This is a genomic window from Mesorhizobium sp. M1342, from assembly GCF_040317955.1.
Classification (GTDB): Bacteria; Pseudomonadota; Alphaproteobacteria; order Rhizobiales; family Rhizobiaceae; genus Mesorhizobium.
Genome location: NZ_JAMYLI010000003.1, coordinates 169281 through 181550, shown reverse-complemented (window position 1 = coordinate 181550; position 12270 = coordinate 169281). Strand labels below are relative to the sequence as shown.

Genomic DNA, 12270 nt, shown 5'->3' with positions numbered 1-12270 from the left:
TATTCGGCCCTGGTTTCGAGGGAGAGGCGCCAATCATGACCCAGCACGGATACAAGCAATTCTGCCCGCTATCGATGGCAGCCGAGGTGCTCTGCACCCGCTGGACGATGGTGCTGCTGCGCGAGCTGGTGGCGGGCTCGACCCGCTTCAACGACCTGCGCCGCGGCGTGCCGAAAATGTCGCCGACCCTTCTGTCGCAACGGCTGAAGGAGCTCGAACTGGCGGGGATCATCGAGCGCAAGGAAGTGCCGGGCGAGAGAGGCATCTTCGAATATCGGCTGACGGAAGCCGGCCGGGATTTGCGTCCCGTCGTCGAGGCGATGGGCTTCTGGGGACAGAAATGGGTCGAGTCCCGGCTGTCGCTGAAAAACCTCGATCCGTCGTTGCTGATGTGGGACATGCGGCGCAATTTGAATCCCTCGCCGCTGCCCGAGGGCCGCACGGTGATACAATTTCTGTATCAGGACCTACCGGCGTCCAAACGGTCGTGGTGGCTGATCGTCGAGAAGCACGGCGAGGTCGATCTGTGCTGGTACGATCCGGGCTTCGACGTCGACCTTTACGTCTCGACCGATCTGCACACCATGACGGCGATCTGGATGGGACTGCTGACCGTCGAGAAGGCCGGCGCCAAGGTTGCCCTGACCGGCGACCAGGCCATTGGCAGGAAGATGCAGACCTGGCTCGGGCTCAGCCCGTTCGCGGTGGAGCCCAAACGCGCGGCTTAGGAGAGTGGGGCTCTTGGCAGGAAACGGGTGGCGAGGCCGGCTTTTGGCGGCTTCAATGCGGCCATGTTCGTCACCCTGGCCAAGAATCTCAAATCCACGCCGCTGCCGGTTGCCGACGATCCGCGCTGGGCGCGCATCGTCGCGCGCGACAAATCGGCCGACGGCGAGTTCTGGTATTCGGTGGCGACAACCGGTGTCTATTGCCGGCCTTCCTGCCCGTCGCGGCGCGCCAACCCCAGGAATGTGCAGTTGCACGGCACGCTGGATCAGGCCAGGGCGACCGGCTTTCGCCCGTGCCGGCGCTGCAATCCGGATGGCCCATCGCTCGAGGCCGGCAACGCCGCGATGGTCGCCGACGCCTGCCGCAGGATCGAGCAGAGCGAGGAAGAACCGTCGCTCGCTGAATTGGCGGACGCCGCCGGCCTCAGCGCCGGCTATTTCCACCGCATCTTCAAGGCCGTCACCGGGCTGACGCCGAAGGAGTATGCCGCCGCGCACCGCGCCGCCAGGCTCCGCCGTGGCCTGGAAGAGGGCGCCAGCGTGACGACGGCGATCTACGATGCCGGCTTCAATTCGAGCGGGCGTTTCTATGAGAAATCGACCGGCATGCTCGGCATGACGCCGACGCGCTATCGGGCCGGCGGCGCCCATGAAGAAATCCGCTTTGCCGTTGGCGAGTCCTCGCTCGGTACCATCCTGGTCGCCTCGAGCCAAAAAGGCGTCGCCTCGATCCTGCTCGGCGACGATCCCGACGCGCTGGTGCGTGACCTGCAGGACCGTTTCCCCAACGCGCGGCTGATCGGCGGCGACCGTGACTATGAGGCGCTGGTCGCCCGCGTCGTCGGTTTCGTCGAGGTTCCGGCGCTCGGTCTCGATTTGCCGCTCGACGTGCGCGGCACCGCCTTCCAGCAGCGTGTCTGGCAGGCTTTACAAGACATCCCGGTCGGCCGCACGGTTTCCTATGCCGAGATCGCGCAGCGCATCGGCGCGCCGACGGCAACCCGCGCCATCGCCGCCGCTTGCGCCGCCAACAATCATGCCGTCGCCATCCCCTGCCATCGCGTGATCCGCAAGGATGGCGCCCTGTCCGGTTACGCCTGGGGCGTTGAGCGCAAGCGCGCACTGCTGGAGCGTGAGGCGGCGTCCGACAATGCCAACCGGTCAATTCGGGCCTGACCAGGACCGGCAATGCGCGCGATGGCAAGGTCTCCCACCACCGATGCGACCAGCCGGACCCAAGCTGCCGGCAGCCGGCGCGCCGAAGGCTCTAAGTTACTGGTGATGGCGGCCATTGGCGAGATGGTCGATCACGGCAGAGCCGAATGGAGCCGCACCGCGGCCGGCGAGATCGAGCTGCGGTTGTTGACGGGTGAGGTGTTTTTGCTCGGCGAGGTCGCTGTTACTCGTGTCGCGTAGAACGGTTCACCTACCTTCGAAATTCGAATTTGAAAGCAAGCACCGGAGTGAGCGCGAGAAGCCGTCCCTATAGGGTTCACGCACAGACAAAGGAGTAAACGCAATGAACCTCATGCAAACCCAAATGGCGCCGCCGGCGAGCGTCCCCAATGCCTTCGACACCATAAGCTACGCCATCGGTGAATCCGCAATCGGCGACGTCCTGGCAGCGCGCAGCCAGATCGGCGTCTGCGCCATCCTGATCGGCTCGGACGCCGACGCGCTGGAGCGGGACCTTGGCCATTGCTTCCCCGACAAGATACTGGCCGAGGACGAGGCCGCACTGCGCGACGATCTCGCGACAATCGCGCGCTTCATCCAAATGCCCGGCGTCGGCCTCGACCTGCCGCTCGACATGCGCCACGGCACGCCATTCCAGCAACAGGTTTGGGATGTGCTGCGCAGCATCCCGTGCGGCGCCACCATCACCTACACCGCGGTCGCCCGGCGTCTCGGCCAGCCGAACGGCGCCCGCGCCGTGGCGACGGCCTGTGCGGCCAACGCAATCGCGCTGGGCATTCCCTGCCACCGTGTCGTCCGCGCCGACGGCTCACTGGCCGGTTACCGCTGGGGTGTCGAACGCAAACGCGCCCTGCTCGACAAGGAGGCTACGATATGAATGCCCATGCCAAAATTGCCAGATCGGTGATCGAAGCCGCCGAGACGCGCATCGCCGATTACGACTGGCCCGCCCTTGCTGCCGAACTCGACGGCTTCGGCTGCGCGGTGATCGAGAAATTGCTCTCGCCCGAAGAATGCCGGCAGATCGCCGGCCTCTATCCCAACGAAGAGCATTTCCGCAGCCACATTCATATGGCCAGGCATGGCTTCGGCAAGGGCGAGTTCCGCTATTTCCGCTATCCCTTGCCCGACCTCCTGGGTGGCCTGCGCAGCGCGCTCTATCCCAGGCTGGCCGAGGTCGCCAATCGGTGGAACGAGCGCATGGGGCAGGCCATGCGTTATCCCGCGACGCATGCCGCGTTTCTCGATCAGTGCCATGCCGCCGGCCAGACACGGCCGACGCCGCTGCTGCTGCAATATGTGCCTGGCGACTTCAACTGCCTGCACCAGGATCTCTATGGCGACCTCGCCTTTCCGCTGCAGGTGGCGATCCTGCTCTCCGAACCGGGCCAGGATTTCAGCGGCGGCGAGTTCGCGCTGACCGAGCAGCGCCCGCGCATGCAGAGCCGGGTCGAAGTGGTGCCGCTGCGCCAGGGCGACGCCGTTGTCTTCGCCGTCCACAACCGGCCGGTGCAGGGCACCAAAGGCAACTACCGGGTCAACCTGCGCCATGGCGTCAGCCGGCTGCGCTCAGGCATGCGCCACACGGTCGGGATCATTTTTCACGATGCGAAGTGAGCAGGGAGAAGATGGAGGTCCCCCTCACCGCGCCGGCGCATAGCGGCTGACCACCATGCCACAGGCATAGGCCTTCGAGCCGAGCAGCCGCAGGTTCCTAAAACCGCCCTGATCAAAAATCCGGCGGCCCGCTCCCAGCACCGCCGGGTTGATGAAAAGCTGGAACTCGTCGACCAGCCCGGCCGCAATCAGCGCCGACGCGAAACCGGCGCCGCCGAACACCGCCACGTCGCCGCCCTCGCCCGCTTTCAGCGCATTGACTTCGCGCGGCAGGTCGCCGCTGGCCACACTGGTGCGCTCCCAAGCCGGCTCCGAGGCCGATTGCTTGAGCTTGTTGCTGAGCACCACCTTGCGGGAGTCGACGATGCGCTGCGCAAAGGCGTAGAACGGATCGCGCGGAAACTTCTTCGCCGCATTGCCCCAATGGGTGAGATAGCCCTCCTGTGCCATCTTGCGGCTGAGCAGGATGGTATCGACGCCTGCGAAGACGGCGTTGAAGTCCTGCTTCAGCGCACCGTCCCAGGCGCTCTCGTCACCCCACTCCCAGAGCTGCCAGGAATGGTCCTCATTGGCGCCGACAAAGCCGTCGACCGACATCTGCATCTGCAGGACCAGCTTTTTCACCGTCATTCTCCTCATGGCCATCGCAATACAGTTTACATTTGGAACCGTTGACGCAAGGCCAAAACGATGTCAATAGTAAAGTGATTTAAAAATGGAACCATAGATGTCGACGCGCGAAAAATCCGGCTGCCCGATCAACTTGTCGCTCGAACTGATCGGCGACCGCTGGACGCTGCTCATCATCCGCGACATGGCCTTCGCCGGCAAAAGGCACTTTCGCGAATTCCTGCAATCCGACGAAGGCATCTCCTCGCGCACGCTGGCCGAGCGACTGCAAACGCTCCAGAAGGAAGGCATCCTCACCAGAAGCGACGACCCGACGCATGGCTTGAGAACGGTCTACCGGCTGACCGAGGCAGGCATCGACCTCTTGCCGGTGCTGGCGACGCTCGGCGCCTGGGGCAGCAAGCACCGCAAGGCCGACGATAAGCTGGCCAGGATTGCCGACGAACTGGCGGCAGGCGGCGAAGCGGCGCTGGAAAGGATGAAAGCGGCGCTGCGAGCGGAGCATATTGTCTAGGCGGTTGCGTTCAGGCCGAACCGGCATGGCTGTTGCGCCCTTCGCTTGACAACGATCCACCTTTGTTCTTTATTTGTTCCAACCTATCAGCAACTGCGGATGTGCGGTCGATGGAAACGACAGCCACCATCCTGCATGCCGATCTCGACGCTTTCTACGCCTCGGTCGAGCAGTTGCTCGATCCGTCGCTGCGCGGCAAGCCGATCGCGGTGGGCGGCGGCGTCGTGCTCGCCGCTTCCTATGAGGCGCGCGCCTTCGGCGTGCGTGGCGGCATGCCAGGACGCAAGGCGCGCGAACTCTGCCCGCATTTGATCTTCGTCGGCGGCAAGTTCAGCCATTACCAGCGGCTGGGCGACGCGGCGATCAAGGTGCTCGACGATTTTACGCCATTGGTCGAGCGCATCTCCATCGACGAGGCCTTTGCCGATGTTGCCGGCTGCACGCATCTGTTCGGCTCCCCACAGGAGATCGCCACGACGATCCGCAGCCGGGTACGCGCCGAACTCGGCCTGCCGATCTCGATCGGCGTGGCGCGCACCAAGCATCTGGCCAAGATCGCCTCGCAGGTCGCCAAGCCCGACGGGCTGGTGGTGGTCGACCCCGGTAGCGAACTCGCCTTCCTGCACGATCTGCCGGTGGGGCTGATGTGGGGCGTCGGCCCGGCGACCAAAGCGCGGCTGGCGGAAATCGGCATCGAGACCATCGGCCAGCTGGCGAGGACACATCGCGGCGCGCTGACGCGGCTGCTCGGTCCGGCCGCCGGCGAAAAGCTGGCCGCATTGTTCTGGAACCGTGACCCGCGCAAACTGGAGACGAAGCGCCGCGCGCATTCCGCCGGCGCACAATCGGCACTCGGAGAGAGGCCTGCCGTAGCACGGGTCATCGTGCCCACTCTGCTGCATCTGGCCGACCGCGTCGCGAGCCGCCTGCGCGCCAAGGCACGGCCCGGCCGCACGGTGACCGTGCGTGTGCGCTTTGCCGATCTCAGCGCAGTCACACGATCGATCACGCTTGACCAGCCGATCTCGGCGACAACCATCCTGGCCGAGATCGCCGGCGACCTGGTGCGCGGCGTGCTCGCCGACCACCCGCATGACAAAACGATCTCGCTGCTGGCGATCTCGGTCTCGCACCTCGAGGAAAGCTTCGAGCTGCAACTCGAACTGCCGCTCGGCCTCGCCGACGAGAAACGCCGGCCCGGCACCAGGAAAGGCCTGGCACGCTTCGACGCCGACCGCGCCATCGACAAGATCCGCGAACGCTTCGGCAAACAGGCGGTCGGCTACGGCACGGTGGCACTGGAAGCGGCGCGCTCGGTGCCGGATGAATTCAGGGAACTGGCGGAGAAGGAGCTGTGAAGCCAAGGCAAAGGCTATGGGCCGGTACGCGAGTAACGATGGACCCGAACGCCAGTGGAGCTTGCCCCGTGTCGTCGGCTTGCCCCGTGCCAGGGCTCGCAGGCTATGCCGTCATGGTCGGCATCGTGAGTCGGCCAATAGCCAGGTTCGCCCCTGCGGGCGGCCGTGCAGTGGGAACGCGGCAAGGTGCCTCAGCACCGAGAGAGGCGTATCAAACCGAATGCCGACGAAGCCATAGACGATATAGCCCGACAACAGAATGAACGGCGCGAACAAAGCCACCCATCTCAGCCTGCCAAGGCGGCGGTGATAGCGTGAAGGCCATCGCAAGAATGGCAGGAGCATCCCCGCCAACTCCCCCGTTGAAGTGCCCGAACCAGACTAGCGTCACCCAGGTAGGGTGGCAACAACGCCTATCTCCGAACGGTTCTCGCGTTCAGAGCGCGGCTATTTGAGTCGGATATCGACACTTTCAGTTCTACGCTTCGCCATCCCAATACCGCCTAACCCCGGCCATATCGAAAATGCCGTCGCGCCGGCGCAAGGCGTCGACCGCCATCTTGTTGGAATCGGGATAGACGCAGACCTCGTTGGGGTTTTTCTCGCCGATCATCAGATAGCGGCACGGTCCCGTACCGCTGTTGAGGAAGGAATGTCCAACCGCCAGGCCGGCCGGAAAGCAGACATAGTCGCCGGCTTTCATCTCATAGCGCTCCTCGCCAAGCAGCAGCGTCACTTGCCCTTCCAGGATCAGCGCATGCTCTTCTTCCAGCATATGGTAGTGCCTGGGCGCCAGGCGCATGCCGGGGGCCGGTGCCTCGATCAGCACGCCGACATGGTAGTCGGGCCGTCCCAAGGCGGCATAGGTGAGGTGTTTGGACTGACCACCGAACCGCGCCCCCTCGCCTTCCTGTTTCCACTCGACAGCGTCGCTGGCGACCGGCGGGATCGGAATGGCTGCTGCCTTGGTGACACCGGCCGTCACATCCGACGGCAACGGATCGCCGGCGGCGAGGCCGGTGCTCTCACCGTCCCAGTAAGTTCGGGTCGCCGCGAGGTCGAAGATCGCGCGGCTGCCCAGCGCGCGCACGAGCACCTTGTTGGAGGCGGTGTAGACGACCACGTCGTTCGGGTTGCGCTCGCCGACGATGACGTAGCGGCATGGCGCGTCGCTGGTGTTGATCAGGCAATGTCCCGCCGCCGCACCCGCCGGAAAGCAGATGTAGTCGCCGGCCTTCATGGCATAGGCGGCATCGCCGACATAAGCGGTGAGCGTCCCTTCGAGGATGAAGACATGCTCTTCCTCGAAAATGTGGTAATGCGCCGGCGAAGTTTGCATGCCCGCCGGCAGTTCCTCGATCGCCACGCCTACATGGTAGGTTTCTCCAAGCGCGGCCAGCGACAAATGCCGGTAGCGCACGCCGAAGCGCGGCACATCGGACCATTCCGTCCACGGCACCTCATCCGATGCGAATGGCACGGGCGCTTTCTCGTCTGCCATTGGGGCCTCCTGTCGCCCTGCCCTCATCGCACAGTAAGGCTGCGACGGAACAAAGCTGCCAGCTTCCGGCATCATCGCCAAGCGGTGTTCGCCAGGCTCCTGACAAAGCCGGACAGAGGCTGCCCGCTTAGCCCCTGATCGCCTTGCCAGCCTGCTGCAGCAATTCGAACGCCGCGAAGCGCTTGGCGTGCCAGCCGGCCAGCGTTGCGTCGGGATGATAGGTCTCGCCGAGTTCCGACATGCCGGCCATCGCCGTCACCAAGTCCTTGTAGGTTCCGGCGGCGACCGCGCCCAGCATCGCCGAGCCGAGCAGCACCGGCTCCGGCGAGGTCGACGCCACCACCACCATGCCGGTCGTGTCGGCAAGCAGCTGGCGCACCAACGGGCTTTGCCCGGCGCCGCCGCTGACGACGATGGTGTCGACGGCAATGCCCTTATCATGCTCGGCCCGCACGATCTGGCGCGCGCCGTAGCCCAGCCCGCAGACGCCGGCGACATAGAGCCCGATCAGGCTGTCGAGGCTGGTGTCGAGATCGAGCCCGGCAATCAGCGCGCGCGCGTCCGGGTCGGCGAAGGGCGCGCGGTTGCCGAGAAATTCCGGCACGACATGGATATCGCCGACCAGTGCCGGCGTGGCCGCTGCCCCGTTGCGGCTTTGCGCCTGCAGCGACAGCCAGGCGCTGACGCTGAGGCCGTCGGCCTGCGCCCTCGCCGTCGCCTCGCCGCTCGCCGGGTGCATGCGCACCAGATGGTCGATGGCCGCACCCGCCGCCGATTGGCCGCCCTCGTTCAGCCACAGGCCCGGCACCATGGCCGAGAAATACGGACCCCAGACGCCGTCGACGAAAGCGGGCTGCGCGGTCGACGACATGGTGCAGGCCGAGGTGCCGAAGACATAGGCCATGCGCGACAGCACGCTGCCGAACGCGCCGCGCGCCCCGACCGTGCCGACACCGCCGGCATGCGCGTCGATCAGCCCCGCCGCCACGGCCGTGCCGGGGCGCAGGCCCAGATCCGATGCCGCCTGCGCGGTCAGTCCGCCGCCGAGCGCGGCACCCGCCGGCACGATCTGCGTGCCGATGCGCGCGAACCCCTCGTCGGCCAGGCTCCCTAGTCCGATGGTGCGGAAATAGGCCTCGTCCCAGCGGCTTTCATGCGCCAGATAGGTCCATTTGCAAGTCACCGTGCAGACCGAGCGGGCAAGGCTGCCGGTCGCGCGCCAGGTGAGGAAATCGGCGAGGTCCATGAACTGCCAGGCGGCGTTGAACGTGTCGGGCAGGTTTTCGGCCAGCCAAAGGAGTTTCGGCGTTTCCATTTCCGGCGAGATGACGCCGCCGACATAGTTCAGCACCGCCTCGCCGCTGCGGTTGATGCGGCGCGTCTGCTCGACCGCGCGGTGATCCATCCAGACGATGATGTTGCGTTCCGAATTGCCGGACTTGCTTACCGGCAGCGGCACGCCGCCCTCGCCCAGCACCACCAGCGAACAAGTGGCGTCGAACCCGATGCCGGCGATGGCCTCAGCTGCCACGCCCGATTGAGCGACCGCTTCCCGCGTGGCCGCGCACACCGCCCGCCAGATGTCGTTGCTCGACTGCTCGACAATGTCGCCGGCCTCGCGCCAGACCTCGATGTCCCGCTTGGCCGAGGCGAGCAAGGTGCCGGTGTGGTCGAACACCCCGGCCCGCGCGCTGCCGGTGCCGACATCGATGCCGAGATAATGGGGCATGAGGAACCTCCGGTTCAGGGAATAGGGGATAGGCAGTAGGCAGTAAGCGATTAGTTAGTAGGATAGGACGCGCGAAGCACTTTTGAGCGGGGCCTGTAAGACTGTGTCTACATCTTCCTATTGCCTATTGCCTATTGCCTATTCCCCATTGCCTACTGCCTCACAAATCATTGCTCTGCGGCAAAATCACCAAATCCCGGATCGTCACGTTGCGCGGGCGGGTCAGCATGAACATCACCGCTTCGGCCACTTCGCGCGGCTGCATCAGGCCGCCGGCGGCGAGTTCCTCTTCGAGCTTGGCCTTCGGCCAGTCGTCGACCAGCGCCGTCACCACCGGACCCGGCGCCACCGCACCGACGCGCAGGCCGTGCTTGGCGACCTGGCGGCGCACCGTGTGGACGAAGGCCTGCACCGCGTGCTTGGAAGCCGTGTAGATCGGCTCCCAGACCACCGGGACCAGACCGGCGATCGAACTGGTGACGATGATGTCGCCGGTCTTGCGTTCGATCATGTGCGGCAGCACCGCCTGGATCGAGCGGAAGCAGGCATTGATGTTGAGGTTGAGCATCCGGTCCCAGGCGTCGGGATCGCCGGTCGCTACCTCGCCGCCGACATAGGCGCCGGCATTGGCATGGAAGATGTCGAGCTGGCCGGCTTTCTCCAGAATCTGCGGCATCATGGTGGCGACGCTTGCCGGCTGCATCAGGTCGATCACCAACGGGATCGCCTTCGAACCGAGCTCGGCGCACAGTTTGTTCAGCGTCGCCTCGGCACGGTCGACCAGCACCACTGTGGCGCCGGCCGCCAGCATGTGCCTGGCGCATTCGAGGCCGATGCCTGATGCCGCGCCGGTGACGGCGGCAACTTTTCCGGACAGTTCTTCGCTCATGTCTTGCTTCCTGTTGATGGGTTCAGGCCCGGCCATGCGAGACACGCGAGCGGCGTGCCAGCGAGTCGACGATGACCGCGATGGCAAGCACGGCGCCGGTGATCATGTACCGAAGCGACGAGGACAGATCGAGCAGCGTCAGGCCGCTGGCGATCGACTGGATGACGATGATGCCGAGCAGTGCCGAATAGGCGCTGCCGCGGCCGCCGAACAGGCTGGTGCCGCCAATGACCGCCGCCGCGATGGCGTTGAGGTTCACGTCGCCGGTGCCGGCCTGCTGGCTGGCCGAGGCAAGGCGGGCCGCCGACAGCACGCCGCCGAAAGCGGCCAGCATCGAGCACAGCACGAAGGCGCTCGAATAGATCAGTCGCACATTGATGCCGGCGCGCCTCGCCGCCTCGCGGTTGCCGCCAACCGCCGACATCGAGCGGCCCCATTTGGTCCGCGTCAGCGCGTAATGCATTGATATGACCAGGCCGACGAACAGGCCGAACATCCACGGAATGCCGCGCGCCTGGTTGAGATAGAAGACGATGAGTTCGAGGATGACCGTGATCACCACCGCGCGCGTGACGAGCCCGCCGGTCGACGGCGCCGACAGATTGGCGGCGCGGCGGCGCGCGACGGTGCGCAGGCCGGTGACCAGCATGACGATGCCGGGCACGGCCGCCAGAGCGAACGAAACAAACTTCGGCATCATCAGCAGCTGGCCGAAATTCACCAGGTTCGAGCCATACGGCAGATTGATCGAGCCGGTCGAGCCGAGGATATAGAGCTGCAGGCCAAGCACCGCCAGCAGGCCGGCAAGCGTCGAAACGAAACTCGGCATGCCGAGTCGATTGAACAGCAGCGCATAGAGCGCGCCAATGAAGCCGCCGACGGCCACAGCGGCGAGGATGGCGAGCGCCACCGGCCAGCCCTGATTGACCCACAGCGTGCCCACCATCGCCGAGGCAAAGCCACTGATCGAACCGACCGACAGGTCGATTTCGCCGACCATCAAGACGCAGACGATGCCGAGCGCAATGACGCCGACGGTGGAGCAATCGAACAGCAGATTGACCAGATTGCTGCTCGACAGGAAGATCGGATTGATGCTGGCGAACACCGTCCAGATGATGACCAGCCCGACGATCACCGGCAGCGAACCGAGATCGCCGGAGCGGACCCGATCGAAGAACCTGCGGATGGCGCCGCCGATTCCCGCCTCATGCTTGACGCGCACATCGGCGCGGTCGAGCTGCGGCGGCACGGAGGCGGCCTGTTCGGCTTCACGGCTCATGGGCGTGGCTCCTGGGTTTGCTCGTGCCTGGCCTGTCTGCGCTCGGCGCGCCGCGACACCGAATTGTTCGACGCGCCGGTGATGGCGCTGACCAGTTCCTGGTTCGAGGCGTCGGGCGAGAAGATGCCGTTGTTTCGGCCAAGCCGCAGCACGACGATGCGGTCGGCGACGGCGCGCACGTCTTCCATATTGTGGCTGATGATGACGACGCCGAGGCCGCGGTCGCGCACGCGCTCGATCAGGTTGAGCACTTCCGCCGTCTGTGCCACGCCAAGTGCGGCCGTCGGCTCGTCGAGCAGGATGAGCTTGGGTTCGAGCAGCAGCGAGCGGGCGATCGCCACCGTCTGGCGCTGGCCGCCCGACAGCGAAGCGACCACTTCGCGAACGCTTGGGATGCGCGCCGATAGCTCGTTGAGCAGCGTCCAGGCGCGCACCTCCATCGCCACCTCGTCCAGGCGCAGCGGGCTGAGCTCACGGCCGAGGAAGATGTTGGCGACGATGTCGAGGTTTTCGCACAGCGCCAAATCCTGGAACACGGTGGCGATGCCGAGCGTCAAAGCCGCGCTTGGATCTGCAAGCGTCACCTGCTTGCCGCGATAATTAATGGTGCCCGAACTCGGCTGATGCACGCCGGCCAGGATCTTGACCAGCGTCGACTTGCCGGCGCCATTGTCGCCGACCAGCGCCACCACCTCGCCGGCATGGACATCGAGATCGATGTCGGTGAGCGCCGACACGGCGCCGAAATTCTTCGAAACGCCACGCAGGCTGAGCACCAGCTCGCCTGCCGGAACCGGTTCGTCCGCGGTATCGATCATGCCTGGA

The 12270-nt window shown here is 65.4% G+C and carries 14 protein-coding genes; 7 read left to right on the top strand and 7 right to left on the bottom strand.

Annotation, left to right across the window (positions count from 1 at the left end; all coding sequences use genetic code 11):
- Positions 1–35: 35 nt before the first annotated feature.
- The 5 genes from NKH06_RS04105 to NKH06_RS04085 all read left to right on the top strand — a co-directional run bounded on the left by NKH06_RS04105 (position 36) and on the right by NKH06_RS04085 (position 3542).
- Positions 36–728 (top strand): winged helix-turn-helix transcriptional regulator, encoded by a 693-nt coding sequence (locus NKH06_RS04105; RefSeq protein WP_352554541.1) that lies wholly within the window; start codon positions 36–38, stop codon positions 726–728.
- Between the two features lie 63 nt (positions 729–791).
- Positions 792–1904: a bifunctional DNA-binding transcriptional regulator/O6-methylguanine-DNA methyltransferase Ada gene (gene ada, locus NKH06_RS04100; RefSeq protein WP_352892391.1), complete on the top strand. Its 1113-nt coding sequence runs from the start codon at positions 792–794 to the stop codon at positions 1902–1904.
- A gap of 12 nt (positions 1905–1916) precedes the next feature.
- The gene (locus tag NKH06_RS04095; protein ID WP_352892317.1) at positions 1917–2144 is read left to right on the top strand and encodes a hypothetical protein; all 228 of its coding nucleotides are present in this window, start codon (positions 1917–1919) and stop codon (positions 2142–2144) included.
- A 103-nt stretch (positions 2145–2247) separates the two neighbouring features.
- Positions 2248–2802, top strand: a complete 555-nt coding sequence (locus NKH06_RS04090) for a methylated-DNA--[protein]-cysteine S-methyltransferase (RefSeq protein ID WP_352892316.1) — start codon at positions 2248–2250, stop codon at positions 2800–2802.
- Entirely contained in the window at positions 2799–3542 is a 744-nt protein-coding gene (locus NKH06_RS04085) for a 2OG-Fe(II) oxygenase (RefSeq protein WP_352892314.1), read from the top strand. The genes NKH06_RS04090 and NKH06_RS04085 overlap by 4 nt, the downstream gene beginning before the upstream one ends.
- A gap of 24 nt (positions 3543–3566) precedes the next feature.
- On the opposite strand, the gene NKH06_RS04080 is transcribed toward NKH06_RS04085, so the two are convergent.
- On the bottom strand, positions 3567–4166 hold the full coding sequence (locus NKH06_RS04080; protein ID WP_352892313.1) for a dihydrofolate reductase family protein: 600 nt from the start codon (positions 4164–4166) through the stop codon (positions 3567–3569).
- Between the two features lie 103 nt (positions 4167–4269).
- Here NKH06_RS04080 and NKH06_RS04075 point away from each other — a divergent pair, with 103 nt between their 5' ends.
- Positions 4270–4686: a winged helix-turn-helix transcriptional regulator gene (locus NKH06_RS04075; protein WP_352892311.1), complete on the top strand. Its 417-nt coding sequence runs from the start codon at positions 4270–4272 to the stop codon at positions 4684–4686.
- 110 nt (positions 4687–4796) lie between these two features.
- On the top strand, positions 4797–6044 hold the full coding sequence (gene dinB, locus NKH06_RS04070) for a DNA polymerase IV (protein ID WP_352892310.1): 1248 nt from the start codon (positions 4797–4799) through the stop codon (positions 6042–6044).
- Positions 6045–6058: 14 nt separating this feature from the next.
- On the opposite strand, the gene NKH06_RS04065 is transcribed toward dinB, so the two are convergent.
- From NKH06_RS04065 to NKH06_RS04040, 6 genes are all read right to left on the bottom strand, one after another.
- Positions 6059–6229: an excalibur calcium-binding domain-containing protein gene (locus NKH06_RS04065; RefSeq protein ID WP_352892309.1), complete on the bottom strand. Its 171-nt coding sequence runs from the start codon at positions 6227–6229 to the stop codon at positions 6059–6061.
- Between the two features lie 293 nt (positions 6230–6522).
- Positions 6523–7545, bottom strand: a complete 1023-nt coding sequence (locus tag NKH06_RS04060) for a cupin domain-containing protein (RefSeq protein ID WP_352892308.1) — start codon at positions 7543–7545, stop codon at positions 6523–6525.
- A gap of 127 nt (positions 7546–7672) precedes the next feature.
- Positions 7673–9274, bottom strand: coding sequence for an FGGY-family carbohydrate kinase (locus tag NKH06_RS04055; RefSeq protein WP_352892307.1), 1602 nt, complete (start codon positions 9272–9274; stop codon positions 7673–7675).
- A 160-nt stretch (positions 9275–9434) separates the two neighbouring features.
- On the bottom strand, positions 9435–10163 hold the full coding sequence (locus tag NKH06_RS04050) for an SDR family oxidoreductase (RefSeq protein WP_031214035.1): 729 nt from the start codon (positions 10161–10163) through the stop codon (positions 9435–9437).
- A gap of 22 nt (positions 10164–10185) precedes the next feature.
- Positions 10186–11445, bottom strand: coding sequence for a sugar ABC transporter permease (locus tag NKH06_RS04045; protein WP_023814427.1), 1260 nt, complete (start codon positions 11443–11445; stop codon positions 10186–10188).
- Positions 11442–12263, bottom strand: a complete 822-nt coding sequence (locus NKH06_RS04040; RefSeq protein WP_023814428.1) for an ATP-binding cassette domain-containing protein — start codon at positions 12261–12263, stop codon at positions 11442–11444. Before NKH06_RS04040 ends, NKH06_RS04045 begins: the two co-directional genes overlap by 4 nt.
- Between the last annotated feature and the right edge of the window lie 7 nt (positions 12264–12270).